The organism is Rhizobium alarense (genome assembly GCF_021555155.1).
GTDB classification, from domain to species: domain Bacteria; phylum Pseudomonadota; class Alphaproteobacteria; order Rhizobiales; family Rhizobiaceae; genus Rhizobium_D; species Rhizobium_D alarense.
Genome location: NZ_JAKGBU010000010.1, coordinates 17797 through 44759 on the forward strand (window position 1 = coordinate 17797; position 26963 = coordinate 44759).

Annotated in this window: 26 protein-coding genes and 1 riboswitch; of the genes, 15 read left to right on the forward strand and 11 right to left on the reverse strand. The window is 63.9% G+C overall.

Annotation, left to right across the window (positions count from 1 at the left end; genetic code table 11):
• Positions 1-149: 149 nt before the first annotated feature.
• From LXM94_RS05010 to LXM94_RS05040, 7 genes are all read right to left on the reverse strand, one after another.
• Positions 150-623, reverse strand: a complete 474-nt coding sequence (locus LXM94_RS05010; protein ID WP_235770059.1) for a 6,7-dimethyl-8-ribityllumazine synthase — start codon at positions 621-623, stop codon at positions 150-152.
• A gap of 93 nt (positions 624-716) precedes the next feature.
• A riboswitch (FMN riboswitch) is annotated at positions 717-881 on the reverse strand.
• A gap of 393 nt (positions 882-1274) precedes the next feature.
• Positions 1275-2180: a hypothetical protein gene (locus LXM94_RS05015; protein ID WP_235770060.1), complete on the reverse strand. Its 906-nt coding sequence runs from the start codon at positions 2178-2180 to the stop codon at positions 1275-1277.
• 65 nt (positions 2181-2245) lie between these two features.
• Complete coding sequence (locus LXM94_RS05020) at positions 2246-3307, reverse strand: ABC transporter ATP-binding protein (RefSeq protein WP_235770061.1); 1062 nt, start codon at positions 3305-3307, stop codon at positions 2246-2248.
• Between the two features lie 12 nt (positions 3308-3319).
• Positions 3320-4102 carry an ABC transporter permease gene (locus tag LXM94_RS05025; protein ID WP_235770062.1) on the reverse strand — a complete coding sequence of 261 codons (783 nt, stop codon included), beginning with the start codon at positions 4100-4102 and terminating at the stop codon, positions 3320-3322.
• Positions 4099-4989, reverse strand: a complete 891-nt coding sequence (locus LXM94_RS05030) for an ABC transporter permease (protein ID WP_235770063.1) — start codon at positions 4987-4989, stop codon at positions 4099-4101. Before LXM94_RS05030 ends, LXM94_RS05025 begins: the two co-directional genes overlap by 4 nt.
• Before the next feature lie 93 nt (positions 4990-5082).
• Positions 5083-6189 carry an ABC transporter substrate-binding protein gene (locus tag LXM94_RS05035; protein WP_408015586.1) on the reverse strand — a complete coding sequence of 369 codons (1107 nt, stop codon included), beginning with the start codon at positions 6187-6189 and terminating at the stop codon, positions 5083-5085.
• 111 nt (positions 6190-6300) lie between these two features.
• Entirely contained in the window at positions 6301-7158 is an 858-nt protein-coding gene (locus LXM94_RS05040; RefSeq protein ID WP_408015587.1) for a MurR/RpiR family transcriptional regulator, read from the reverse strand.
• 191 nt (positions 7159-7349) lie between these two features.
• Between LXM94_RS05040 and LXM94_RS05045 the strand changes: the two genes are divergently transcribed.
• From LXM94_RS05045 to LXM94_RS05095, 11 genes are all read left to right on the forward strand, one after another.
• Positions 7350-8114 carry an N-formylglutamate amidohydrolase gene (locus LXM94_RS05045; protein ID WP_235770066.1) on the forward strand — a complete coding sequence of 255 codons (765 nt, stop codon included), beginning with the start codon at positions 7350-7352 and terminating at the stop codon, positions 8112-8114.
• Between the two features lie 135 nt (positions 8115-8249).
• Positions 8250-8759 carry a TRAP transporter small permease subunit gene (locus tag LXM94_RS05050; RefSeq protein WP_235770067.1) on the forward strand — a complete coding sequence of 170 codons (510 nt, stop codon included), beginning with the start codon at positions 8250-8252 and terminating at the stop codon, positions 8757-8759.
• Positions 8756-10081, forward strand: a complete 1326-nt coding sequence (locus LXM94_RS05055) for a TRAP transporter large permease (RefSeq protein WP_235770068.1) — start codon at positions 8756-8758, stop codon at positions 10079-10081. Before LXM94_RS05050 ends, LXM94_RS05055 begins: the two co-directional genes overlap by 4 nt.
• Positions 10082-10184: 103 nt before the next feature.
• Positions 10185-11237 carry a TRAP transporter substrate-binding protein gene (locus LXM94_RS05060; protein WP_235770069.1) on the forward strand — a complete coding sequence of 351 codons (1053 nt, stop codon included), beginning with the start codon at positions 10185-10187 and terminating at the stop codon, positions 11235-11237.
• Positions 11238-11339: 102 nt separating this feature from the next.
• Positions 11340-12707: a glutamine synthetase family protein gene (locus LXM94_RS05065; protein ID WP_235770070.1), complete on the forward strand. Its 1368-nt coding sequence runs from the start codon at positions 11340-11342 to the stop codon at positions 12705-12707.
• Positions 12708-12766: 59 nt separating this feature from the next.
• Positions 12767-13195, forward strand: a complete 429-nt coding sequence (locus tag LXM94_RS05070) for a helix-turn-helix domain-containing protein (RefSeq protein WP_235770071.1) — start codon at positions 12767-12769, stop codon at positions 13193-13195.
• Entirely contained in the window at positions 13170-13589 is a 420-nt protein-coding gene (locus LXM94_RS05075; protein WP_235770072.1) for a type II toxin-antitoxin system VapC family toxin, read from the forward strand. Before LXM94_RS05070 ends, LXM94_RS05075 begins: the two co-directional genes overlap by 26 nt.
• A 46-nt stretch (positions 13590-13635) precedes the next feature.
• Positions 13636-15015 carry an aldehyde dehydrogenase family protein gene (locus LXM94_RS05080; protein ID WP_408015588.1) on the forward strand — a complete coding sequence of 460 codons (1380 nt, stop codon included), beginning with the start codon at positions 13636-13638 and terminating at the stop codon, positions 15013-15015.
• Positions 15012-16157, forward strand: a complete 1146-nt coding sequence (locus LXM94_RS05085; RefSeq protein WP_235770074.1) for an iron-containing alcohol dehydrogenase — start codon at positions 15012-15014, stop codon at positions 16155-16157. Before LXM94_RS05080 ends, LXM94_RS05085 begins: the two co-directional genes overlap by 4 nt.
• A 184-nt stretch (positions 16158-16341) precedes the next feature.
• The gene (locus tag LXM94_RS05090) at positions 16342-17094 is read left to right on the forward strand and encodes a ParA family protein (protein WP_235770075.1); all 753 of its coding nucleotides are present in this window, start codon (positions 16342-16344) and stop codon (positions 17092-17094) included.
• 220 nt (positions 17095-17314) lie between these two features.
• A complete protein-coding gene (locus tag LXM94_RS05095; protein ID WP_235770076.1) occupies positions 17315-18034 on the forward strand; it encodes a ParA family protein in 720 nt (239 codons plus the stop codon).
• A gap of 70 nt (positions 18035-18104) precedes the next feature.
• On the opposite strand, the gene LXM94_RS05100 is transcribed toward LXM94_RS05095, so the two are convergent.
• Positions 18105-19499 carry an aminotransferase-like domain-containing protein gene (locus LXM94_RS05100; protein WP_235770077.1) on the reverse strand — a complete coding sequence of 465 codons (1395 nt, stop codon included), beginning with the start codon at positions 19497-19499 and terminating at the stop codon, positions 18105-18107.
• A gap of 116 nt (positions 19500-19615) precedes the next feature.
• Between LXM94_RS05100 and LXM94_RS05105 the strand changes: the two genes are divergently transcribed.
• Positions 19616-20476, forward strand: a complete 861-nt coding sequence (locus tag LXM94_RS05105; protein WP_235770078.1) for a DMT family transporter — start codon at positions 19616-19618, stop codon at positions 20474-20476.
• A 19-nt stretch (positions 20477-20495) separates the two neighbouring features.
• Here the strand turns inward: LXM94_RS05105 and LXM94_RS05110 are convergent, their stop codons facing one another.
• On the reverse strand, positions 20496-21953 hold the full coding sequence (locus tag LXM94_RS05110; RefSeq protein WP_235770079.1) for a L,D-transpeptidase family protein: 1458 nt from the start codon (positions 21951-21953) through the stop codon (positions 20496-20498).
• Positions 21954-22142: 189 nt separating this feature from the next.
• Here LXM94_RS05110 and LXM94_RS05115 point away from each other — a divergent pair, with 189 nt between their 5' ends.
• The 3 genes from LXM94_RS05115 (at position 22143) to LXM94_RS05125 (ending at position 24028) form a co-directional block, all read left to right on the forward strand.
• Positions 22143-22994: a DUF4432 family protein gene (locus tag LXM94_RS05115; protein ID WP_235770080.1), complete on the forward strand. Its 852-nt coding sequence runs from the start codon at positions 22143-22145 to the stop codon at positions 22992-22994.
• A gap of 75 nt (positions 22995-23069) precedes the next feature.
• Positions 23070-23408: a TIGR01244 family sulfur transferase gene (locus LXM94_RS05120; protein WP_235770112.1), complete on the forward strand. Its 339-nt coding sequence runs from the start codon at positions 23070-23072 to the stop codon at positions 23406-23408.
• A 98-nt stretch (positions 23409-23506) separates the two neighbouring features.
• Complete coding sequence (locus LXM94_RS05125) at positions 23507-24028, forward strand: hypothetical protein (protein ID WP_235770081.1); 522 nt, start codon at positions 23507-23509, stop codon at positions 24026-24028.
• A 35-nt stretch (positions 24029-24063) separates the two neighbouring features.
• On the opposite strand, the gene LXM94_RS05130 is transcribed toward LXM94_RS05125, so the two are convergent.
• Together LXM94_RS05130 and LXM94_RS05135 are read right to left on the reverse strand one after the other, a co-directional pair.
• Positions 24064-25713 carry a thiamine pyrophosphate-binding protein gene (locus LXM94_RS05130; protein ID WP_235770082.1) on the reverse strand — a complete coding sequence of 550 codons (1650 nt, stop codon included), beginning with the start codon at positions 25711-25713 and terminating at the stop codon, positions 24064-24066.
• Positions 25710-26906: a CaiB/BaiF CoA transferase family protein gene (locus LXM94_RS05135; protein WP_235770083.1), complete on the reverse strand. Its 1197-nt coding sequence runs from the start codon at positions 26904-26906 to the stop codon at positions 25710-25712. Before LXM94_RS05135 ends, LXM94_RS05130 begins: the two co-directional genes overlap by 4 nt.
• Positions 26907-26963: the final 57 nt, after the last annotated feature.

Sequence of the window (26963 nt, forward strand, 5' to 3'; positions counted from 1 at the left end):
AGAGGCCCGTTGCGATGCCGTTGCCGACGGCTGACGTTGTGCCGGACGGTCCGGTGTGGGTTCTTCTCCCCGGCGGGGAGACGGTGCCGGCAGGCGGATGAGGGGGCGGCAACCGCTTCGTCCGCGAATATGGTTCCCGACCGCGAACGTCAGGCGACGGCCATCGCCGCCTTCGCCCTCGCATCGATGATCTGCCGGGCGGCGTTGGCCGCTTCCCTGCCCTTGATCACGAAGTGGTCGCGGAAGAAGGCGATATGGGCATCCGACTCCTGGAAGTTGTGCGGCGTCAGCACCGCGGAGAGCACGGGCACGTTGGTCTCAAGCCCGACGCGCACGATCGCGTCGACCACCGTGCCGGCGACGAAATCGTGGCGGTAGATGCCGCCGTCGACGACGAGGGCGACGCCGAGGATCGCCGCATAGCGGCCGGTACGGGCGAGCAGCTGGGCGTGCAGCGGAATTTCCAGCGCGCCCGGCACGTCGACGATCTCGACATCATCCGCGCGGCCGCCAAGCGCTGCCCATTCGGCGACGAAGGACTCCACGCAGCGATCGACGATACCGGCGTGCCAGCGGGCGCGGATGACAGCGATCTTCGTGGTTGGATTGGTATTGATGGTCATGTCGTGGCCTTTCAAGGGTTGAGCCATTTTTCAACGGTGCCCTTGGGCGAACATGCAGGGAGGCTTAACCCGCATGGCGCGCGGGGGCCTTCTGCCTGCTCTCTTTCATCCGGACTGTAACCGTCGGCTCCGGCATCGCACCGGATCTGCTGACCCTTCCGTTTCACCGGAAGGCGCTCGCGGGCTCCGGGCGCAACATGGCGACATGCCTTGCCCGATACCGCCGGTGGGGAATTTCGCCCCGCCCTGAGAACGACGGCAAGCTAAATTGTGTGCTTTGCGAAATCAAGCTTGGAATCAATAGTCATTCGATAGGGGATTTTCCACAAAGTGTAATTATAGATGAAATGCTAAACATCAATAAGTATGCTAGAATACAAATTAAAATAAAAGAAAATTTTTGCAGAATGCCGTTCGATAGATAATAGTATAAGGCCGAACTTCCGACTCCAGTCAGGGACAATAACAAAAATATGATTATTTTCGATCGAGGACAAAAGCTTATATTCAGCATTTCTGCCGATATGCCGTATCCGGAGAGCAGGCCAATTGCTGATATGTAGTGTATTATCTCGAGACCATTTGGAACTGGGAGGCTTATTTGACTAAAAAAATAGCCGCACGTCGCTACAATCGTAAATAAAAAAGTTTTCATTTTAATACTGGGAGGGTGATTGTGCCGGTCGTTACTGGCTTATTATTGCTATCTAAAATTATCACATCCCTTTGTGCGTTCTCAATGGAGATCTTTCCATTTATGTTGTCGATCGCTTTTCCATATACTACGAGGCTGGTTTCATTTTTTTTACTTATCGGCGATTCTTTGAGCCATCCTGCCCAGTCCTCCAGATAATTATCCCCAATCCCAAATTTCTCGTTTCCAATAAAATAAAATTCGCCAATTTGATTTGTATTTCTGCTAGAAATTTCATCTATTGCCTCATGGGACCAAATTTCAGAAATATTTTGCACTACTCCATAATAACCGCTGTCAGAAATTAATTCAAAATTTGAGATATACCCACCTTCGGATACGTCATAGTTGGCGTAAAAACTAACTGTTATTGTTTGTCCGTTGCGAGTGTAGCTTGTCGTAATCGAGCTTCTATTTCTATTAATTTCAGATTTTTCTACTTCCGCCTTTTTGTAAACTGCCGTATTCTGAACAGTGTTGTTGGCTCCGTATATAAGTGGAGCGTCGTCGTCAATTTCGGACTCGCTTGTGTTGGAGATAGGATATGTATTGCAATATATTCCGCCTGGCGAGAGTGGCGATGCTATAGGAATCTTAATGTTTGCCTTCGGCCAGCTTACGTTTATGTGGGAGGATTTATGGCTGTTGAGAATGTAATTCCATACCCAACTAACTGAAGTGCTTTTGTCTACATCAGAGGCCCACGTGAATTCGGCACTCCCGCTGTTAACGTGTCCAACAATTGCGCTAGGCGGGGTCGCATCGAACTTAGTCGTATCACAAGCTTCCGCACACACAGGCGTCAGGTTGGTCCCGAACATGGCCAACGAAACAAACCAAATTGAACAAGCCTGCAACGACATGTTTGGTCCCCCTGCTTCCAATCAACTGTAGCACGAGTATGTTGATCTTAGAAGGGCGGGCTTGCTCAGTCGCGGATCACAAGCAGTTCGCTTGCGGTGAATTTCAGCGCCACCGTCTGGCCGGCAGACGGCGGGGCGATACCCGGATTGTTGAACATGTCGAACGAGATGACATGGCCGCCGACGTCCATGCGCGTGCGGATGACTGAGCCGAGGAAGTTCGAGGAGACGACCTTGCCCGACAGGGCGGTATCGCCCTTGGCGTCGGGAGCGATCGATCCGCTTTCTGGGCGAAGCGCCAGCGACAGCGTGTCACCGGCCTTGGCGCCGCCGATCGATTCGCGCAGCGTCACGCCCTGATCGCCGATCGTGACGCGGTTGGCGGCCGGATCGACCACCTTCGCCTCGATGAGGTTCAGCGTGCCGACGAAATTGGCGACGAAGCGGGTCGCCGGCCGGTTGTAGATCTCCGCGGGCTTGCCGATCTGGTCGGCGCGGCCGGCATTCATCACGACGATGCGGTCCGAGATCGACAGGGCCTCTTCCTGGTCGTGCGTCACGAAGACCGTGGTGATGCCGAGCTGCTGCTGGATCATCCGGATTTCCTCGCGCAGCGAGACGCGGATCTTGGCGTCGAGCGCCGACAGCGGCTCGTCGAGCAGCAGCACCTGCGGCTTGGGCGCGAGCGCCCGGGCGAGCGCGACGCGCTGCTGCTGGCCGCCGGACATCTGGAACGGGTAGCGCTCGGCGAGATGGTCGAGGTGGATGAGGCTCAGCATCTCCTTGACGCGGGCATCGATCTCGGCTTTCGGCCGGCCGGCGATCTTGAGGCCGAAGGCGACGTTGTCGGCGACGTTCATATTGGGAAACAGCGCATAGGCCTGGAACACCATGCCGATGTTGCGCTGGTTCGGCTTCAGGTTCTGCTGGCTCTTGCCGTCGATGGCGATGGTGCCGCCCGACGGGCTCTCGAAGCCGGCGATCATGCGCAGCACGGTGGTCTTGCCGCAGCCGGACGGCCCGAGGAAGGAGACGAACTCGCCCTTCTCGATCGTCATGTTGAAGTCCTTCACGACCTGCACCGGCCCAAACGACTTTTGAATATTGCTCAGCGTCAAAAAGCTCATACGAAAAAATCCTCAGGCCTGGCGCGGCGCGGTTTTCTGGAAACGGGAGACCAGCTGGATCAGCCCGAGGCAGCCCCAGGTGATGCCGAAGGCGATGACGGCAAGTGCCGCCGGCTCGTAGGCACGGTTGGCGCCGAGAAGCTGCATGTAGGGACCGAAGGCCGGCCTGTTGAGCAGCGCCGCCATGGTGAACTCGCCGATGACGATGGCGAAGGTCAGGAAGGCGCCGGACAGCACCGCGACCAGCACGTTCGGCAGGATGATGCGGGCAAGGATCGTCGTCCAGCCCGCGCCGAGGCTCTGCGCCGCTTCCGTCAGGGTTGCGACGTCGATGGTGCGCAGGCCCGTGTCAACCGCCCGGTACATGTAGGGCAGCGCCAGCGTCGCATAGCCGAACATCAGGAGGATGTTGGTGCCGATCGTCGAGCCGGTCAGCGGCAGCCAGCTCGAGGTGTTGTAGAGCCGGATATAGCCGAAGACGATGACGATCGCCGGAATGACGAGCGGCAGCAGCGTCACGAACTCGATATAGGGCCTGAGACCCGGCAGCTTGAGGCGCACCCAGTAGGCGGTCGGCACGACGAGCAGGATGCCGAAGACGATGGTGAAGAGCGCCTGCATCACCGAGTAGCCGAAGGTCTCCTGGAAGCGCGGATCGCCCAGCACCTTGGCATAGGCGTCGAAGGAATATTCGCCGCGCCGCATCTTGAGCGAGAAGTTGGTCATGCCGACGAGCGGCAGGGTGAAATAGAGGAGGCCGAATATGAGCGCTCCCCAGGCCCAGAGCTTCTTCATTTGAGCCACCTTTCGCTGCGGGCGCGCAGCCAGATGTAGATCGCGTTGGCGATGCCGGTCACGACGATCATGCCGAAGGCGAGCGCGTAGCCGAGATGGGGGTCTCCGAGCACGTCGCCGCGGATCTGGGCGAAGAGCAGGATGGGCACGATGGAGAGCGACGAGCCGGTGAGCGCGATGGCGGTCGCGACCGCTCCGAAGGCGTTGGCGAAGAGCAGCGCCAGCGTGCCGAGCAGCGACGGCAGCAGGATCGGGAAGGCGACCAGCCGCCAATATTGCGCATTGGTGGCGCCGAGGATGGATGCCGCTTCTCTCCACTCCCGCTTCAGCCCGTCGAGCGCCGGCGTGATGATGAGGATCATCAGCGGGATCTGGAAGAACAGATAGGTGATCGTCAGCCCCCAGAAGGAGAGCAGGTTGAAGCCGAGCAGGCGCAGGTCGATGCCGAGCTGGGTCTTCAGGAAGACCGTGACGAGACCGACGGGGCCGAGCGTCGCCAGAAAGGCGAAGGCGAGGGGCACGCCCGCGAAGTTCGAGGCGACGCCGGAGAAGGTCAGCAGCGGCCCGCGGATCGCCTGGGGAAGACCGCCCAGCACCACCGCCGATGCGACGGCGAAGCCGATCGCGCAGCCGAGCACTGCGGATGCGATGCTGATCTTGATCGAGATCCAGTAGGCGGCGAGGATCGAGTCCGTGAAAAGACCGCGGATATTGGCGAGCGTGAAGCTGCCGTCCGGCGTCTGGAAGGCGCCGAGGACGATCCGCATCGTCGGCAGGATCAGAAACAGGAGAACAAAAATTGCAAAAGGGAGAATGCCGAGCCAGTGCAGCGGGAGGCGGAAGGGTGCTTTCGACGGCTGGTCGGGTTTTATGTTTTGCAAAGACATAAACTTTGCCTCGTATCCGCGCCCCTCATGGGCGGGCTTATCGGGAGGGGAGAACCGCCCCGGCCGAAACCGGGGCGGTGAAGGCATCGGCGCTTACTGGACGTTGGCGCCGACGACCGAGTCCCAGCCGCCGGTCACGGCTGCCTTGTTGGCGTCGACTTCTTCCAGCGTCGGGAAGTAGGCCTTTTCGTAGGATTCGGCCGGCGGCAGCTTGTCGAGCATTTCCTGCGGAACCTTGCCGGCCTTGACCATGGCGTTGAAGCGTGCCGGGTGGCAATAGCCCTTCAGCCAGCCGAGCTGGCCGTCGTCGGAATAGAGGTGTTCCATCCAGAGCTTGGCGGCGTTCGGATGCGGTGCGAAGGCCGAGATGCCCTGAACATAGACGCCGGCGAGCACGCCCGATGCCGGAACGACGACCTCGACCGGCGGGTTGCCGGCAAGCGTGTCCTTGGCGGCAAGCGCGTTGTAGTCCCACATGACGACGATCGGGGTTGCGCCCTGGGCGAGCGTGCCGGACTTGCCGATGACCGGAACGAAGTTGCCGGCCTTGTTGAGGTCGCCGAAGTACTTCAGGCCCGCCTCGCCGGCATCCTTGCCGGCGGCCGCGCCCGAAGCCATGCCGGCGGCGAGAACGCCGAGGATCGCCTGGTTCGAGGCGCGCGGGTCGCCTGCGAGAGCCACCTGGCCGGCATATTCCGGCTTCAGGAGATCGGCCCAGTCAGCCGGCGTGTTGGAAACCAGGTCCTTGTTCACCAGCAGCGACATCACGCCATAGTAGTCGCCGTACCAGTAGCCTTCGGCGTCCTTGACGTTTTCCGGGATCTCGTCCCAGGTCGAGACCTTGTAGGGCTGCAGCAGGCCTTCGGCCTTCATCTGCGGGCCGAAGGCGAGACCGACGTCGACGACGTCCGGCGACTGCGGGCCCATATTGTCCTTGTTGGCCTTGATGGCTTCCACTTCGTCGGCGGAGCCGGCGTCGGGGTTCAGTTCGTTGACCTGGATCTCCGGGTACTTCGCCTTGAAGGACTCGATGACGGCGCCGTAGCCGCACCAGTCGTGCGGAAGTGCGATCGTCGTCAGCATGCCTTCTTTCTTGGCGGCTTCGATGAGCTCGGCGCTCGGCTCGGCGAAGGCGGCGGTGGAGGACAGGGCCATGCCGATGGCCGTGGAGAGGCAAAGCAGGCGTTTGGTCTGTGACATCACGGGTGTTCTCCTTTTGCGTGTCATTCCATGTCGGCGAAGCTGATAGCGGTGGCAGATGAACCTTATGTGACAGTAATATTTCGGTTTTTCCCGTCCGGCATTCCCGGCTCAGCGCGGCCTCCGGAAGAGCCTGCTCGCCTCGAACAGGCCCTCCAGCTCCTTCATGCGGTCGCGGGTGTCATCCCAGCTCGCGCTCTGGACCGTTTCGATCAGCGCCTCGACGATGAACAGGGTGACGACGGACGAGTCCCAGGCCGACGGCGCCTCGATCTGGACGCGGAACACGCGGGTCGCCGCCTTGGCGACGGGCGACGCCCACTGGTCCGTGAAGAGCACGATCTCGACGCCCCGTTCCCGCGCGATCCGGCCGAGCGTCTCCATCTCCTGTTCGTACCGGCGGATGTCGAAGATCACCAGCACGTCGCCCGGCACCATGTTCAGCACGTATTGCGGCCAGGAGCTGGGGTTGGAGGCGATCTGCGTCACGCCGGGGCGAACCACCTGCAGGTGGGTGAAGAGATAGTCGGCCAGCGCCTTGGTGATGCGGCCGCCGACGATATAGACGCTGCGATTGCGGTCCGCGATGAGGTCAGCGGCACCGTCGAAGTCGGCGGCGTCGAGCTGCGAGAGCGTTCGGCGCAGGTTGCTGGTGATCGCGTCGGCGAAGCGGTTGAGGATATGCGTTCCGGGTGCATTGCTCGCCCAGCGGTCATGCTTGGTGATCGGGTTGGAAAGCGTCGCCTCAAGTTCGTGGTGCAAGCGGGTCTGAAAATCGGGAAAGCCGCGAAAACCGAGCTTTTGCACCATCCGCGCGACGGTCGGCGTCGAAACGCCGGCGTTCTCGGCCACCGTCGTGATGCTTCCGAGGCCGGAGACCGGATAGTTGTCGAGCAGCGATCCCGCCAGCTGCTTCTCGGCGCGTGTCAGCGCGTCGTAGCGGGCATTGATCACATCCGACACCGTCATGGATGCCTGATCGAGCGTCAAAATTGTTCCCCTGCGTCCGGTCTTTGCCGGATTTTCTAAAATTAAACATCGCTGCCCCGATCGGAGTCAATGCTTTTTTTGAAGAGAATTTTTCAGAACACCGTTGACAGATGCCCAAATGTTGAAGAATTCTTTTCAGAAATGGACGGCCGATCAAGGGGAACGGCTTCGTGGGAATTCTGAGCGTCGAGGAAGGCGATCCGGTCGCCATCGAGAATGCGGACGGCCGCAGCAGGGTGATCCTTGTCTGCGAACATGCGTCACGACGCATGCCGCAGTCGCTCGGCACGCTCGGTCTGTCGGGAGAAGCGCTCGAAAGCCACATCGCCTGGGATCCAGGTGCATTGGCCGTTGCGCGCCTGATGGCCAGGAGCCTCGACGCGACCCTCTTTTTCCAGCGCTTCTCGCGCCTCGTTTACGATTGCAACCGCCCGCCGGAATCGCCCGCCGCCATACCGGAGACGAGCGAGGTCTATGCGGTGCCGGGCAATGCGAAGTTGGGCGTTGCCGACCGGCAGGCCCGCACGGATGCCCTCTACGTCCCGTTCCGGGGAGGGCTTTCGGCGCTCGTGCGCCAGCGCATCGCCGCCGGCCGTGCGCCGGTCATCGTCACGATGCACAGCTTCACACCCGTCTATTTTGGGCGCAACCGCACGGTGGAGATCGGCATCCTGCACGATGCCGACAGCCGCCTTGCGGACGGCATGCTCGCCGCTGCCGGCGAAAACATGCTCTACGACATCCGCCGCAACGAGCCCTACGGGCCGGAGGACGGCGTCACGCACACGCTGAAGGAGCACGGCCTTGCAAACGGCCTGCTCAACGTCATGATCGAGATCCGCAACGATCTCATCAAGGAAGAAATTGGCCAGGGGGTCGTGGCCGACTATCTGACCGGACTGCTCGTGGCGAGCATTCCGGCGGATCAATCATAAAAAGACCCGTGGGAACGACATGTCCGAGGAGACGAGGATGAACAGAAACTGGAAGGGCCGAGCAGATGCTTGTGTTGTATCACCGGGGGATTTGCCCGGCAGTTGATCCCGTTCCCATCGAAGGGGGCAGGGGCAATGCCTGAATTCGTCAAGAGCTATGTCCGCATCGTCGACACGGTCAACCGCCGGGTCGGACGCGCGACCATGTACCTCATCGTCGTGATGATGGGCATCCTGATTTATTCGTCCGTTTCGAAGACGTTCCTTCTGCCGTCGATGTGGACGCTTGAGATGGCGCAGTTCGTGATGGCCGCCTATTACCTGCTCGGGGGCGCCTATTCGCTGCAGATGGACAGCCATGTCCGCATGGACCTGGTCTATGGCCGGTGGTCCCCCAGGACGAAAGCCGCCGTCGATGCCGTGACCATCGTCATGCTCTTCGTCTATCTCGGTTTCCTGCTCTACGGCAGCATCGCGAGCACGACCTACGCCATCCAGTTCAACGAGACGAGCTACTCGGCCTGGTCGCCTTACATGGCGCCGATCAAGATCATCATGACGATCGGCATCACCCTTACTCTGCTTCAGACAACGTCGATCTTCATCAAGGATCTGGCCGTCGCAATCGGGAGGCCGATCCAATGAGCTATGAAATGATCGCGCTTTTCATGTTCCTGTCGATGCTGCTGACCATGCTGACCGGTCAGCGCGTCTTCGGGGCGATCGGTTTCGTCGCCGTGGTGGCCGCTGCGTTTCTGTGGGGCAACGGCGGGTTCGAACTGGGTTTCTCTGCTTCGATGAAGCTGATGAAATGGTATCCGCTGCTGACCCTGCCGATGTTCGTCTTCATGGGCTACATGCTCTCCGAATCCGGTATCGCGGAAGATCTCTACAAGATGTTCCATGTCTGGATGGGCGGCATTCCGGGCGGGCTTGCCATCGGCACGATCGGCCTCATGGTCATCATTTCGGCGATGAACGGCCTGTCGGTCGCGGGCATGGCGATCGGCGCGACGATCGCGCTGCCCGAACTGCTCAGGCGAGGTTACGACAAGATCATGGTGTCCGGTGTCATCCAGGCGGGTTCGTCACTCGGCATTCTGGTTCCGCCGAGCGTGGTGCTCGTCCTATACGGCATGATCGCCCGCCAGCCGGTCGGCAAGCTTTGGCTCGCCGGCGTGTTTCCGGGGCTGCTGCTGGCGGCGCTTTTCATCATCTATGTCGTGATCCGCTGCCGGCTTCAACCGCAGCTCGGGCCCGTTCTTCCGAAGGAGGAGCGTGACATGCCGCTTGCAGAGAAGCTGAAGTTGCTGCGTGCCGGCATCCTGCCCTTCATGATCTTTTTTCTGATGATGGGCCTGTTCCTGCTGGGTGTGACGAGCCTCGTGGAAAGCTCCGCGGTCGGCGCTCTCTCGGCGCTCGCGGCCGCTGTCTACAAGCGCCGCCTTACGAAGAAGATCTGGAACAGCACGATCGAGCAGACGCTCGGGATTTCCTGCATGTTCATGTGGATCATCATGGCCGCGCTCTGCTTCGGCGCAGTCTTCGACGGTCTCGGCGCGGTGAATGCGATCAAGTTCCTGTTCCTCGACACCTGGGGTCTTGGCCCATGGGAAGTCCTGATCCTGATGCAGATCTCCTATCTGATCATGGGGACGTTCCTGGACGACACGGCGATGCTCGTGATCGTCGCGCCGCTCTACATTCCGCTCGTCGGCGCGCTCGATTTCGATCTCATCTGGTACGGCGTGCTCTACACGATCACCTGCCAGATCGCGTACATGACACCGCCGTTCGGGTACAACCTGTTCCTGATGCGGGCGATGGCCCCGCCGGAGATTTCGCTCATCGACATTTATCGTTCGATCGTGCCGTTCGTCATCATCATGATGATCGGGCTGGCGATCGTCATGGCCTTCCCGCAGATCGCGCTCTGGCTGCCGGAGCACGTTTACGTGCGGGGATAATGCCCGGAGTTAAGGTACCCGGGTCGAGAATTTCAGCCGCGCCCGCAGCCGACAATAAAAAGACCGGCGGCAGCGCATCCAACCAACAGAGGGAAAGAAGACAATGACCAACAGACGCGAATTTCTGAGAAAAGCCGGTACCACCGCCGCGTTGGCCGGCCCCGCTATGCTTGCCTCGCCCTATGTCAAGGCGCAGGACAAGAAGATCACCTGGCGGCTGCAGACCTATGCCGGTGCTGCTCTGGCCGAGTTTGTCATCAAGCCGTCCGTCGACGCCTTCAACAAGGCGGCGAATGGCGAGATGGAAATACAGCTCTACACCGCCGACCAGCTCGTGCCGACCGGCGAACTTTTCCGCGCCATGCAGGCCGGAACGATCGACGCAGTCCAGTCCGACGACGATTCGATGAACTCGCCGGTCGACATCAAGGTCTTCGGCGGCTACTTCCCCTTTGCGTCGCGCTATGGCATCGACGTGCCGACACTGTTCTACGAATACGGCCTGGCCGAGATCTGGGATGAAGCCTATTCGGAAGTCGGCGGCGTCAAGTGGCTGTCGGCCGGCGCCTGGGATCCGTGCAACTTCGCCACCAACAAGCCGGTCAAGAGCATGGAGGACCTGAAGGGTCTTCGCGTCTTCACCTTCCCGACAGCCGGCCAGTTCCTCGCCCAGTTCGGCGTCGTACCGGTGACGATCCCCTTCGAGGACGTTCCGGTCGCCATGCAGACGGGTGAAATCGATGCCATCGCCTGGTCGGGCATCACCGAGGTCTTCACCTCGGGCTGGGTGGACGTCACCAAGTACTTCCTGACCAACAATGTGTCCGGCGGCTGGTGCGGCTCGTTCTTCGCCAATGCCGATCGCTGGGCCGAAGTGCCGGAACATCTGAAGACACTCTGGCAGATGTGCATGGATTCCTCGCACTATCACCGCCTGCACTGGTACTGGGGCGGTGAGGCCAAGCTTCGCGCCGCGGGCGGTCGCCTGGAGCTCACCAGCATTCCGGACGCCGAATGGAAGACGGTCGAGGACGCGGCCCATGTCTTCTGGGAAGAGGTTGCCAAGCAGACGCCGCGCACCGCGAAGGTCGTCGAGATTCTCAAGAAATACAATGCCGACATGGAAAAGGCCGGCAAGCCCTATCGCTACGGCTGATCGGGCTGTCTCTCAACGGATCCGGGGCGCGGCCCCGGATCCGGCAATGCAAACCTCCGACCGAAGACGTCGCAACGAGCGAACCTGCCGGGATAAAGCCGCATGAGCACGACCTACACATTCGAAGACCTGAAGAAGGATGTTGCCGAGGGGCGCATCGATACCGTGCTCGCCTGTCTGGTCGACATGCAGGGCAGGCTGATGGGCAAGCGCTTCCAGGCGCAGTTTTTCGTGGAAAGCGCCTGGGAAGAGACGCACAGCTGCAACTACCTGCTGGCGACCGACCTCGAGATGGAAACCGTGTCGGGCTACCGCTCCTCGAGCTGGGAGGCGGGTTATGGCGACTATGCGATGAAGCCGGACCTTGCGACGCTGCGGCGGGTGCCGTGGCTCGAGGGCACGGCGCTGGTGCTCTGCGACGTGCTCGACCATCATACGCATGAGGAGGTGCCGCATTCGCCGCGCGCCATTCTCAAGAAGCAGGTGAAGCGGCTGGAGGCCCTGGGTCTCAAGGCCTTCATGGCGAGCGAGCTCGAATTCTTCCTCTTCGACCAGACCTATGACGACGCGCGCGAGAGCGGCTACCGGGATCTCCGCCTCGTCAGCGGCTACAACGAGGACTACCACATCTTCCAGACGACCAAGGAAGAAGACGTGATGCGGGCGATCCGCAACGGCCTGCAGGGCGCCGGAATTCCCGTCGAGAACTCCAAGGGCGAGGCCTCGCCGGGCCAGGAGGAAATCAACGTGCGCTATGCCGAGGCGTTGACGATGGCCGACCGGCACACGATCATCAAGAACGGCTGCAAGGAGATCGCCTGGTCGCGCGGCAAGGCAATCACCTTCCTTGCCAAGTGGAACTACAATGCCGCCGGTTCCTCGTCGCACATCCACCAGTCGCTGTGGAGCCTCGACGGCAAGCCGATGTTCTTCGACAAGGATGCCAAATACGGCATGTCCGACCTGATGCGCAACTATGTGGCTGGCCTGCTCGCCCATGCCGGCGAGATCACCTATTTCCTGGCACCCTACATCAATTCCTACAAGCGCTTCGTCGCCGGCACCTTCGCGCCGACCAAGGCGGTCTGGAGCAAGGACAACCGCACGGCGGGCTACCGGCTCTGCGGCGAAGGCACCAAGGGCATCCGCATCGAATGCCGCGTCGGCGGATCCGACCTCAATCCCTACCTTGCCATGGCGGCGCTGCTCGCCGCCGGTATCGCCGGCATCGAGCAGAAGCTGGAACTCGAGCCGCCTTTCGTCGGCGACGCCTATGGCGGCAAGGACATCCGCGAGATTCCGAAGACGCTGCGGGCGGCGGCATCGACCATGAACGGCTCGAAGATGCTGCGCGAGGCCTTCGGCGACGACGTGATCGACCATTACACCCGCGCCGCGCACTGGGAGCAGGAAGAATACGACCGGCGCATCACGGACTGGGAAGTGGCGCGCGGCTTCGAGCGTGCTTAGTGTCATTGTTGATTTGATCGCAACGCGATGATAAAATCACAACGTTCAGGAGGTGTCTCATGATCGACAGTGCGTGGTTTTATCAACAGCTCGACAAGGAAGGCCGATCGCTGCGCGCCATGGCGCGGGCGCTCGGGCTCGATCCGAGTTCGGTCTCCCGCATGCTGCGCGGCGAGCGGAAGATGACGGCGGACGAGCAGGACGGGATATCCGCCTATCTCGGTGTTCCGTTGACGGAAGTTGCGGCACGGCGGCGGGGAGAGGCAACGGGATTTGCGGAAAGAGGGCAGGAGCCGCTGACGATGGACGGGAAGGGGCTGCCGGTCGCTGGAACCGAGGCCGAGCCTGCGGCAGGCGACAATTTCTACGATCGCATTCGCGGGCGCATGAAGGGAACGATAACGATCGCGCCGGGTGTGGATCTGACCGCGCCGGTCGATCCCGAATGGGCACGGGTCTACGATGACGACTACCCGGTATCTCTTTGATACCTGCCTGATCCTGTATCTCGCGCGAACAGAGCCCTTGGCGCCGGGTGCGGAGCGGGTGCTGCGGGAGAGAAGCGGAGGTCCGGGCAGCCTGTACATGAGTGCGTTTTCGGCCTGGGAAATCGGGATGCTGGTGGCAAAAAGGCGCTTGAGTCTGACGCAGCCGCCCCTGCCGTGGTTCTGGAATTTCGCAAGCGAGCAGGAGCTTTCGGTGCTCGATGTCACCGCCGACATCCTCGTCTCCGCATCCTTCTTGCCGGAACCGCTGCATGCCGGCCCCGCCGACCGTATTCTCATCGCGACGGCGCGCGAACACGACTTGACGATCATCACCCGCGACCGCGCCATTCTGGCCTATGGCGCGGCGGGACATGTGAAGGTACTGGCCTGCTAGGCAAAGAATGCCTTCCGGGGCCGAAGGAGAAAGACGAATGACGAAAATGATCCAATGCATTTCCCCCGTCGACGGCTCGGTCTATGCCGAGCGGCCGGCGATGCCGCTGGAGGCTGCGAAAGCGGTCGTGGCGCGCGCCAGGAAGGCGCAGAAATCCTGGGCGAAGCGACCGCTCGATGAGCGCGTGCAACTTGTCCTGAAGGGTGTCGCGCGGCTGAACGAAATGGTCGACGAGGTTGTGCCGGAGCTTGCCTGGCAGATGGGCCGCCCGATCCGCTATGGCGGCGAGTTCAAGGGCTTCAACGAGCGCTCCAACTACGTGGCCGAGATCGCCGGTTCTTCACTGGCGCCGATGATCATCGAGGAAAGCGACCGCTTCGAGCGCCGCATCGAGCGCGAGCCGCATGGCGTCGTCTTCGTCATCGCGCCGTGGAACTATCCCTACATGACGGCGATCAACACGATCGCGCCGGCCCTGATGGCCGGCAACACGGTCATCATCAAGCATGCCAGCCAGACGATCCTCGTCGGCGAACGCATGGTCCGCGCCTTCGTGGAAGCCGGCGTGCCGGATGACGTGTTCCAGAACATCTTCCTCGACCACGACACGACCTCGGCGCTGATCGCCGCGAAGGGCTTCGACTTCGTCAATTTCACCGGTTCCGTCGAGGGCGGGCGCTCGATCGAGCGGGCAGCCGCCGGCACTTTCACGCCGCTCGGGCTCGAGCTCGGCGGCAAGGACCCGGGTTACGTGATGGAGGATGCCGACCTCGATGCGGCCGTCGATACCCTGATGGACGGCGCCACCTACAATTCCGGCCAGTGCTGCTGCGGCATCGAGCGCATCTATGTGCATGAATCGCTCTACGACGCCTTCGTCGAGAAGTCGGTCGCCTGGGTCTCCAACTACAAGCTCGGCAACCCGCTCGACGCCGACACGACGCTCGGCCCGATGGCGCACAAGCGCTTCGCGGCGACCGTGCGTGCGCAGATCGCGGATGCCGTGTCGAAGGGCGCAAAGGCGCTGGTCGATCCCAAACTCTTCCCGGCGGATGATGGCGGCGCCTATGTCGCGCCGCAGGTGCTCGTCGATGTCGACCATTCGATGGAGTTCATGACGGAAGAAACCTTCGGCCCGGCCGTCGGCATCATGAAGGTGAAGAGCGACGAAGAGGCGCTCGCCCTGATGAACGATTGCAAGTACGGCCTTACCGTTTCGCTCTGGACGAAGGACGAGGAGCGCGCCGCCCGCCTCGGCCGCGACCTCGAGACCGGCACCGTCTTCATGAACCGCGCCGACTATCTCGACCCGGCGCTCTGCTGGACCGGCGTCAAGGAAACGGGCCGCGGCGGCTCGCTCTCCGTCATCGGCTTCCACAATCTCACGAGACCCAAGTCCTACCACCTCAGGAAAGCACTCGCATGACCATCACCGCCAATTGGAGCTACCCGACCGCCATCAAGTTCGGGGCAGGGCGCATCAAGGAACTCGCCGATCATTGCAAGGCCGTCGGCATGAAGAAGCCGCTGCTCGTGACCGACCGCGGCCTCGCGCCGATGGCGATCACGCAGAACGCTCTCGACGTCCTCGACGCCGCCGGCCTCGGCCGGGCGATCTTCGCCGAGGTCGATCCGAACCCGAACGACCGGAACCTGGATGCCGGTGTGAAGGCCTTCAAGGACGGCGGCCATGACGGCGTCGTCGCCTTCGGCGGCGGCTCTGGCCTCGACCTCGGCAAGGCGGTCGCCTTCATGGCCGGCCAGACCCGTCCGGTCTGGGACTTCGAGGATGTCGGCGACTGGTGGACACGGGCGAGCGTCGAGGGCATCGCCCCGATCGTCGCCGTGCCGACGACGGCCGGCACCGGCTCGGAAGTCGGCCGTGCCTCGGTCATCACCAATTCCGTGACGCACACGAAGAAGGTGATCTTCCATCCCAAGTTCCTGCCGGCGGTCACGATCTGCGATCCGGAACTGACGGTCGGCATGCCCAAGGTCATTACTGCCGGCACGGGTATGGACGCCTTCGCCCATTGCCTCGAAGCCTATTGCTCGCCCTTCTATCATCCGATGAGCCAGGGCATCGCGCTGGAAGGCATGCGTCTCGTAAAAGAATACCTCCCGCGTGCCTACAAGGACGGCACCGATATCGAAGCGCGTGCGCACATGATGTCGGCCGCCGCCATGGGTGCCGTCGCCTTCCAGAAGGGGCTCGGCGCGATCCACTCGCTGTCGCATCCGGTCGGCGCCATCTACAACACGCATCACGGCATGACGAATGCCGTCGTCATGCCGCCGGTGCTCGCCTTCAACCGCCCGGCGATCGAGGACAGGATCGCGGCAGCGGCGGCCTATCTCGGCATTTCCGGCGGTTTCGACGGCTTCTACGACTATGTCCTGTCGCTCAGGGCAGGGCTCGCCGTGCCGGACAAGCTCGCAGCGCTCGGCGTCGGCACCGACCGGATCGACGAGATGGCGGCGATGGCGATCGTCGACCCGACGGCCGGGGGCAACCCGGTCGAACTGACGCTCGAGGCGGCAAAGACCCTGTTCGCCGCTTCGATCTGAGCTGCGGAATCCAGCAAGCGTCCCGGACGGCGGCCTCGGCCGCCGTCGTCTTTTAAGTCCCAAGGATTGCTAGTTGCATGCCGGACTCTTTGTCATCAAGATGTCACCGAGCCGTCATGGTCCGCTTCGCGAGATCGATGAGGCAGTGCTCGGGGCGTGAGAGTCGGGAAGGCATCGAAGGCCGATGGCCGTCATCGCGGTTGCGAATTCCAAAGGTGGGTCGGGCAAGACCACGACGGCGGTGCTGCTGGCCACCGAGTTCGCGCGTTGCGGGATGCCGACGACACTTCTCGACTGCGACGACCTGAAACTTGCGTCCGCCTGGGCGAAAACCTCGGGTCTCGGCGGAAACCTGTCGGTGGGCGACGGCGGCACCGTCGCGAGCCTCACCGATCATCTCCGTCGCCTTCGTCATCTCCCGGGGCATGTCATTGTCGACCTGTCGGCCGCGCGCGACGTTCTCGTGGCGCTGGCGATCGGCCTGTCCGATCTGGTGCTCGTGCCGGTCCAGGGATGCGCGATGGACAGCCGGGGCGCTCTGAACGTGCTCGAACTCGTCGACTTCGTCGGATCGAATGCGCGCATCCGCGTCAATCGCGCCGTCGTCCTGTCGCGCGTTCATCCGTTCGTGACGACGCGTGCCCTGCTGGGCGTCAAGTCCCTGCTTGCGTCGCACGGCGTGCCGGTCGTCGCCACGCCGGTCATCGAGCGCAGTGTCTATCGCGACATGTTCGGCACCGGCGGAACGCTCTACGACATGGACGGACGCCGGGTGAGCAATCTCGCGAAGGCGCAGGCCAACATGCAGAGCTTTGCGCGCGATGTCGCCGAACTGGTGCTGAACGGCGCCGAATCTGCCGGCCGCGCACCCTTTGCGCGGATGTGCTACGACCGCGCCCGGCGGGAACCGGACCTGTCAGCCGCTTCTGCGAAATAGCCCGATTCAAGGCCCGCTGCACTGTCGCATGGTCTGATCGAGGCCTTTGCGGCTCGCCTTGAAACCTGTTGTTCGTCAAGTACATCGCTAATCTTCGCGAGAGCCGTCTTTCCATTTCGTTAACCATGATCTGTAAGGTTTCGTTAAGCGGGCATCATTGCGAGCCGGATGCACGACGAGGGCGATGACCACGCTCGAACCATTCCGAAAGAGGAAAGACATGCCGGTAATCACATTTGCCAACGCAAAGGGCGGCGCGGGCAAGACCACCGCGGCCCTGATCCTTGCCACGGAGCTGGCGACGCAGGGCCATCGGGTGACCATTCTCGATGCCGATCCGCAGCGCTGGATCACCAGCTGGCACGAGGTCACGGGCCGACTTCAGAACGTGCAGGTCATCTCCGAAGTGTCGATGGGATCGCTGCAGAGCCATCTGCGCGAGAATCGCGACCAGACCGACTATTTCATCGTCGATCTCGCCGGCGCGCGTGACGCGCTCGTCGCCACCGCCATCGGCTTGTCCGACCATGTCTTCATTCCGATTCAGGGCTGTGCGATGGACGCGAAGGGCGGCGCCCAGATCCTCGAACTCCTGAAGCAGCTCAAGGAGAAGGCCGGCATCGCGATCAGCCATTCGGTGGTGCTGACGCGCATGAGCTCCGTCGTGACGACACGCGCGATGACGGCGATCAAGGCGCTTCTGGCGGAACGCGGCGTTGCCGTCCTCGACACGCCGATTGCCGAACGCGTCGCCTTCCGCGACATCTTCGACTGTGGCGGCACCCTCTACACCATGGACGAGGGCAAGGTGTCGAACCTCGACAAGGCGCGCGAAAACGCCCGGGCCTTTGCGGCGGAAGTGCTGCGTCTCGTGCCGGCACGCGCATCGCGCGCCGGATCGCTTCGCGGCGCATTCCGCACGCTTCGCCGCGCGGCCTGACGGCGGACGTGCCGGCGCCCGGCTGCGGGCAGACGGGGCGGAGATGGTGGCCGGGTTCCGGTTGCGATCGTTATGATTTCACCAGCTTTGCGAGGGTTGCCAGGACGCGCGCATTGTCGGTCTGGGCCACGTTGAAGCGCATGAATGCGGTGGCCGTTTCCGAGACGCTGAAGACGTTGCCGGGTGCAAGCACGACGTCCTCGGCGAGCGCTGCCTGCGCCAGCGCGCCGGCATCCTGCCCGTCAGGCAGCCGGCACCAGAGATAGAATCCGCCGCGCGGCATCAGCCACGGCTCGATGCCGATCGCACCGAGCTTGCCGGCCGTCTCGCGTCGCGCCCGGCCGAGTCTGGCCCGCAACTCTTCCATGTATTTCCGGTATCCGCCGCTCGAGAGCACGTCGGTGATCACGGCGGTCGCGACCGGGCCCGGACCGCCGAAACTTGTCGCGACCTGGAGGTCGACGAGGTCGTCGATCCAGTCGCTGCGGGCAGCGATATAGCCGCAGCGCACGGCGGCGGACAGCGTCTTGGAGAAGCTGCCGATGCGGATGACCCGGTTCAATCCGTCGAGGGCGGCAAGGCGCGGCGAAGGCTCGGGCTCGAAATCCGCGAAGATGTCGTCCTCGACGATCGTCAGGTCGTGCGCCGCGGCGGCGGACAGCAGGCGATGCGCCGTCGTCAGCGAGAGCGTCGCGCCGGTCGGGTTGTGCAGGGCGGAATTGGTGATGTAGAGGCGCGGCCGCTCGGCGGCGAGCACGGTTTCGAAACGGTCGACATCCGGACCGGCCGGCGTATAGGGCACGCCGACGATCGTCACCTGATGCGCCCGCAGGAGGGCCCGGAAATTGAAATAGCAGGGATCGTCGACGAGCACGGTGTCGCCGGGGCGGAGGAGGAAGCGGCACACGAGATCGATCGCCTGCGTGCCGGATCCGGTGAGCAGGATCTGGTCGGCGGTGGCGGCGATCGAGTTCTCGGCAAGGCGCGCCAGCAGCAGGCGGCGAAGCGCCAGCGGTCCGCGGGTGGAGCCGTAGTCGGTCAGCACGCCGTCATCCGCACGCGCGACGGCGCGGAAGGCGCGGCGCAGCGCCGCCTGCGGCATCCAGTCCGGCGGCAGCCAGCCGCAGCCGGGCTTTCGCATGCCGTTTCCCGCATCGAGCGATTGCCGCGAGACCCAGAAGGGGTCGACTTCGCGTTTCCGGCAGGGTTCGGCTTTTGCAAGCGCCAGCGGCGGCGGCGCGCTCGCCGAGACGTAGAAGCCCGAGCCACGGCGGGCGCGGATCAGGCCCTCCGCCGCCAGCCGGTCATAGGCTTCGACGACGGTCGAGGAGGAGACGCCCATCGACGCGGCGAAGCCGCGGATCGACGGCAGGCGGTCGCCGGTGGCCAGCACGCGCGCGGCGATCCGGTCGCGGATGGCGCGCATCACCTCTGCCGTTCGCGTGCCTTCCCGCACGTTGGCCATCATTCCATCCTCAATTGTATTGCTCAGTATATCGATACAGTTGTCTGAAATTGTAGCGAATTGTGGATGGCGTCGCCACCGCAAACGTCTGAATGAAGTCTCGAAAGCGAGGCGACATGAAAAGTGCGAGCGACGGTTGGGCCAGCGGACTGCTGGGTGTCATCATCTTCAGCGGATCGTTGCCGGCGACGCGCGTCGCAGTCGCCGACTTCTCGCCGCTGTTCCTGACGGCGGCGCGCGCCGTCATCGCCGCGCTGCTGGCGGCGGTTCTGCTCGCCATCCTGCGCCAGCGCCGGCCCGAGCGCGGCGATGTCATCCCGCTTGCCGTCGTGGCGGCGGGCGTGGTCGTCGGGTTCCCGCTGCTGACGGCACTCGCGCTCCAGCACATCACCTCGGCGCATTCCATCGTCTTCGTCGGCCTGCTGCCGCTGGCGACGGCCGTGTTCGGCGTGCTGCGCGGCGGGGAACGGCCGAGGCCGCTGTTCTGGCTGTTTTCGGTGCTCGGCGGCGCGACTGTCGCGGGCTTCGCCTTTTCGAACGACGGCGCGGTGTCGCTTGCGGGCGACCTGCTGATGGTCGCGGCCATCCTGCTCTGCGGGCTCGGCTACGCGGAGGGCGCACGCCTGTCGCGGCGCCTCGGCGGCTGGCAGGTCATTTCCTGGGCGCTTGTGCTGGCCCTGCCGCCCATGCTGCTGGTGGCACTGGCGACGCTGCCCGCATCATGGGTCGGAATCGCACCGCCGGCCTGGGTCGGCCTCGCCTATGTTTCGGTCTTCAGCATGCTGGTCGGTTTCATCTTCTGGTATCGCGCCCTGGCGCTCGGGGGCACCGCCAGCGTCGGCCAGCTTCAGCTTCTCCAGCCGTTCTTCGGGCTGGCGCTCGCCGCCGTCCTCCTGGGCGAGCCGGTGGCCTGGACGATGGTCGCGGCGACGGGCGTCGTGGTCGTCTGCGTCGCCTTCGCCCGCCGCTTCGCCTGAGCCCCCGTCAGATCCGGGATCAGTCGACGAATTCGACGGTGACGCCGGTCTTGACCATCTTGGCGAGTTCCGTCGCGTCCCAGTTCGTCAGGCGGATGCAGCCGTGGCTCTGGGTCTTGCCGATCTTCGACGGTTCCGGCGTGCCGTGGATGCCGTAGGTCGGCTTCGACAGCGCGATCCAGACCGTGCCGACCGGGCCGTTCGGACCAGGCTGCAGGGTCAGGACCTTGTCGTTGTTGCCCTGCTTGAAATTGACCTTCGGATTGTAGGTGTAGTTCGGGTTGAGCGCGATGCGCTCGACCGAGACGATGCCGGAGGGCGAGGGCGTGTCGGCGGAACCGATGCTTGCCGGATAGGCGGCGATCAGGCCGCCGGCCTCGTCATAGGCGAGCATCTGCTTGCGGCCCTTGTCGGCGACGATCCTGGCGACGCTGCCCTTCCGGGCGGGGCCGACATTGATCACCTTGACGATGGTGCCGGGGATGGTGAAGTCGACGCCCGGGTTCATCTCCTTGAGATAGGCCTCGTCCATGTGGAACCTTTCGGCGAGCATTTCCGTCGTCGACGTGTAGGAGAGCGCCGGCAGCGCCGCCTTGTGCGCATAGTCCTCCGGGATCGAGGCGACATAGGGCCCCGCGGCGTCGGCCGCGGTGATCTCGTAGGTCGTGAACGGCATGCCGCCGTTCAGCCGGAGGCGCTCCAGGACCGTCTCGGTGTCGTTCGGATCGAGCGTTTCGCCGGTCGCCTTCTGCCACGCCTCGATCGCCTTCGTGACGTTCGAGCCCTTCTTGCCGTCGATGACGCCCGGCGAGAAACCCTCGCGGTCGAGGAACACCTGCAGCGCGGTCACTTCCGCCGACGATTTGTCGCCGATGGCGATGGCCGGCTCGAAGGTCGGGCCGGGCACGAATTCGCCGGTTCCCTGTCCGGAGAGGTCCGGCAGAGCCGCCAAGTCGCCGTCTTCCGCCTGGGTGCCGGGCAGCGGCTCGTATGTGGGTTCCCCGAGGCCATCGGCAGGTGCCCCCATGCCGGGCAGGCCGCCGCGCTCGACGGTCCCCGGGGCCTGATCACGGAATTCCGGAACCGAGCCGGTGCTGAGATCACGATAGTCGTCTTCCGGCGCCGGCGGGTAATAGTCGGGATTGGTTTCGGGAAACCCCTCGACCGGGCGGTAGCGGTCGCGACGCCATTCGCGGCGTTCAAGGCGCGCGAAATACTGCTCCGCCGGCATGGCGACGGCGATGGTGTTGCCCCAGCTGTCGACCACGACGCGGCGGCCTGCGGTGTCGCGCGCGATCCGGGCGTCGTCGGGCAAGTAGTCGAGAAGCTCGCCCTGGGCGGTGACGAGCACGGTCCTGCCGGCAAGGCGGCTTCTCAGATCCTGCGCATGCGCCGGCGCCGCGACCGCCAGCAGCGTCGCGATAGCGGCTGCGGAAGCCACTGATCTGTAAAGCGTATTCACGATTCGATCCGTCATTTCTCTCTCGTTGCGCGGACACAACACTCCAATTCCGACCTTAATGTGGAAAAAGTGAAGCGATGGTTAACCTTTGAATAACGGGACCACACGCCGCGAATTCCCTGCCGATAGCGGTGAAACGCAAGCATGGTGGCGTTGTTTCCCGCAGAGCGATAAAAAGGCCGCGCAGACATCATGGAGGATTCGATGACCCTGGCGCTCACCGCCGAGACCGCAGCCCATTCCTTCGATCTCGCGCTCGATCCGGCCTCCGTTCTCGATGTTCGCGACGCGATCTTCCACGGCGTCAACCTGGCGCCGGGAGCCGCCGTTCCCTCGGACGGCGATCCGCGCATCGACCGGGCGCTGCCGGGTTTCCTCTTCACCTGCGGCCCCGATCATATCCGGCATCCGGAGCCCGTCGAACACGCGGAGGGGAGGCGCTATCCGTTGCACGGATCGATCTCCTCGCATCCCGCGATGGATATCCTGATCGAGGAGGACGAGGGCGAGGCCGTCTGCTCGGCGCGGGTGCCGGTACAGCTTGCCAACGGCGAGACGGCGGAGCTGCTGCGCACCTGGCGGGCCGACCGCAAGTCGGGACGCGTGACGCTCGACGACGCGGTGAGCAATACGGGCGGCCGGCCCTGGCCACCGGTCGCCATGTATCACATCAACATCAACACCCGCCTGTTCGACGATGCGACGCGGCTGACGGGGGCGATGCTGGAGGGCGGCAGCCTGCCCTGGCGCTTCGCCGACGGCGACATGTCGATCTTTTGCGTGCCGGCCTTCGAGACGGCGCGGCACGGCTGGGCGGAGATCGCCATCGGCCCGATCGCGCCGCTCGGCGGCCGCAGCCTCGTCATCCGCTTCCGGGTCGACACGCTGCCCTACCTGCAGGTGTGGCGCAACCAGTCGCCCGGTTGCCATGTCATGGGCATCGAGCCGGTGACGCATCGGCTGGCGGGCCGGGCGGAGCTGATCGCGACGGGTGAGATGCGCCCTTTCGAACCGGGCCAGTCGGTTGGCTACGGCCTGGCCATCGCGCTGCGATAACGCCGGGCCGCGATTGACGCCTCCCGCCACGCCGCATACATCCACGTGAGCAACCTATTCCGAAAGGGCATCGCCATGGACATCCGCCAGATCGACGACGAATATTCCGTATCGGGCCAGATCACCGTCGAGGAACTGGACGAGATCAAGGGCATGGGGTTCAAATCCATCGTCTGCCACCGTCCGGACCACGAGGCGCCCGACCAGCCGGATTTCGACCTGATTGCGGCGCGAGCGAAGGAGCTGGGGCTGGAGATCGCCCATATCCCGGTCGGCCCGATGGGCGTCACGGCCGATGCGGTGCGCGGCATGGTGGATGCGCTGGACGAGCTGCCGCGGCCGATGCTCGGCTATTGCCGTTCCGGCGCCCGCTCGACGAACATCTACGCCCAGACACAACACCTGCGCGGCTAGGCCCGCCGAAAGCGGCACGCCCGCCTCTGGCGCCAGCCCGTCGAGGTACTCGACAGACGTTGCACCGTGATGCACTCTCGCTTTCACGGAGGTGAGCCATGCGCGTCATTGCCATGATCGTGACGATGCTGCTGGCGGGGGCGACCGTGGACGCCGAAGCACAATCGAGCGCGACCGAATCCGGCCCGCAAGGGCCACGGACCGGGCAAGACCAGGGCACGTCTTCCGAGCAGGACGAGATCAGGCGGCTGCGCGAGCAGCTGGATGGCCTGACGCGCAAGCTCGAAGGCTTGTCGAAGGAGAGCGTGCCGGTGGGTGCGGACAGCCTCGCGGGGACGTGGAGCGGCGCGGTTTCCTGCCGCAACCGCCACTATGCGGTGGTTCTGACGATCAACGAGCAAACCGGAAGCATCGGCAAGGGCGACTGGTCCTACACCGGTTCCGGCTCCGGAACGGATATCGCGACGCTCAGCCCTATGGCGTCCGAGGGCAACCGCTACGTGCTGGTCACGGCAAAAAGCAATACCTATGACTACGACGTGACGATCGACGGCGACCGCATGGATGGCATGTCGACGCGTGACAAGTGCCAGATCTTCATGGAGCGCGCCAAACGGTAGCGGCGGTCCCGGATCTCGGCGTCAGGCGATCTGCGTCACGTCCCGCTGCGGATCTGCGACAGCGTGCGGGCCGGGGTGATTGCCTCCGGGTCCAGTTTCAGTTCGAGGATCGCCGGCCTGCCGCTGGCGCGGGCGCGCTGAAAGGCGGGCGCAAAGTCCTCGGTGCGCTCCACCCGCTCGCCATGGCCGCCATAGGCGACGGCAAGGGCGGCGAAGTCGGGATTGGTGAGATCGGTTGCGCTGACGCGGCCGGGATAGTCCCGTTCCTGATGCATGCGGATCGTGCCGTACATGCCGTTGTTGACGACGAGCGTGATGATCGGCAGGTGGTAGCGCACGGCGGTGGCGAATTCCTGCCCGTGCATGAGGAAACAGCCGTCGCCGGCAAAGCAGACGACCTCTCGTTCCGGATGGAGATGTTTGGCGGCGACCGCCGCCGGCAGCCCGTAGCCCATGGAGCCCGAGGTCGGCGCGGCCTGCGTCGCGAAACGGCGGAAGCGGTGGAACCGGTGCAGCCAGGTCGCATAGTTGCCGGCGCCGTTGGTGAAGATCGCGTCCTCCGGCACGTTCTCCTCGATCCAGGCCATGATCGGCCCCATGTGCAGGTCGCCCGGCCCGCCTGTCGGCGGCGTCGACCAGGCACGGTAGGCTTCGTGCATCGCGCGGGTGCGCTCCGCCCAGCGCGGCGGACCGGCCGGCCGAAGGCCGTCGAGCGCCGCGACGAAGTCGTCGGGGCTGGCACAGACCGGCAGCTCGGCGCGATAGACGCGGCCGAGCTCCGATGGATCCGGATGCACGTGCACCAGCGTCTGGCGTGGATAGGGGCTGTCGATCAGCGTGTAGCCGGACGACGGCATTTCCGAGTAGCGGCCGCCAAGCAAAAGCACGAGGTCCGCTTCGCGGATCGCGCGACCGAGCGCCGGGTTGATGCCGATGCCGGAATCACCCGCATAGTTCGGGTGCAGGTGGTCGAACAGCATCTGGCGGCGGAAGGAACAGGCGACCGGCAGCGCCCAGCGTTCGGCGAAGGCGCGGAAGCCGGCGACGCTCGCCTCCGACCAGCGGCTGCCGCCGAGAATCGCGACCGGCCGTTCGGCCTTTTCCAGCAGTCGGCCGAGCCCGGCGATCTGCCCGGCACCGGGATGGGCCGGGACGGGGACGCAGGCGCGCGCCGCGGGCGCCTCGACCGTCTGCGTCAGGATATCCTCGGGCAGCGCCAGCACGACGGGGCCGGGCCGGCCGGAGGTCGCGACCGCGAAGGCGCGCGTGACGAATTCCGGGATGCGGGCCGGATCGTCGATCTCCGCCACCCATTTGGCGACCTCCGTGAAGGCGCGGCGGTATTCGATCTCCTGGAAGGCCTCCCGTTCGCGGGCCTCGCGCTGCACCTGGCCGATGAAGAGGATCATCGGGATCGAATCCTGCCTTGCGATGTGCAGGCCGGCCGAGGCATTCGTGGCGCCCGGGCCACGCGTCACCATGCAGATGCCGGGTTCGCCCGTCAGGCGGCCCCAGCAATCCGCCATCATCGCCGCGCCGCCTTCCTGGCGGCAGACGACGACGTCGATGTCGGTGTCGTGGAGGGCGTCGAGCACGGCGAGGTAGCTTTCGCCGGGAACGCAGGAGATCCGTTTCACCCCGTTGGCGACGAGGGCGTCGACGATGAGCTGTCCGCCGGTTCTCATGCCGACCTCCTTTCCGCATCGAGCCGGTCGAGTTCTGCGAGCACCTCCTCGCTGTGCTCGCCGAGCCGGGGACTAGGCCGGTCGTAGACGAGCGGCGTCCCGGAAAAGACGATCGGCGTGCGCACGCCGGGGATGAGCGTGCCGTCGCGATCCGCGAGATCGACCCGAAGCCCGCGCGCCTTGACCTGCGGGTCGTCGAACATGTCCTCGATCGAATTGATGGGGCCGACGGGCACCGCATTCGCCTCGCAGGCGGCCAGCAGGTCCTTCTTCGCCCATTCCTTCATGCGGCCTGCCAGGAGCGTGTGCACCGCGACACGGTTGGCGACCCGCGCCGCGTTGGTCGCGAAGCGCGGATCGGCGGCCGCCTCCGGCATGCCGAGCAGCGCGCAGAGCCGCTGGAACTGCCCGTCGTTGCCGACCGCGAAGATGAGATGGCCGTCGCCGGTCGCGAAGACCTCATAGGGCGAGATGTTCGGATGATTGTTGCCGAGGCGCCTGGGCGCCTCGCCGGACACCAGGTAATTCATGTTCTGGTTGCCGAGCACGCCCGCCTGGACGTCGAGCAGCGCCATGTCGATATGCTGGCCCTCGCCGGTCTTCATGACGTGGATCAGGGCGGCCTGGATCGCCGTCACCGCGTAGATGCCTGTGAAGATGTCGGCGATCGCGACGCCGGCCTTCATCGGATGGCCGTCCGGTTCGCCGGTGATCGACATGAAGCCGGACATGCCCTGGACGATGTAGTCGTAGCCGGCGAAGCCCGCATAGGGGCCGGTCTGGCCGAAACCGGTGATGGAGCAGTAGACGATCTTCGGGTTGTCGCGCGCGAGGCTTTCGTAGTCGAGGCCGTATTTCTTCAGGCCCCCGACCTTGAAATTCTCGATGACGACGTCGGCGCTGCGGACCAGGCGGTGCACCGTCTCCTGGCCGTCCTTCGATTTCAGGTCGACGGTGATCGAGCGCTTGCCGCGATTCGTCGAGTGATAGTAGGCGGCCGACAGGTTCTCGCCGTTCGCCCCCTCCACGAAGGGCGGCCCCCAGGCCCGCGTGTCGTCGCCGCCGGCCGGGTTCTCCACCTTGATGACGTCGGCGCCCATGTCGGCGAGCATCTGGCCCGCCCAGGGCCCGGCGAGCACGCGCGCCAGTTCGATCACCCGGATGCCGGCGAGCGGCAGCCTGCTTCTGTCCATCGGTCTCTCCCTCGCCGTCGGCATGGCGTCGTGCGTTGGTACCAAAATCGGCCCGCG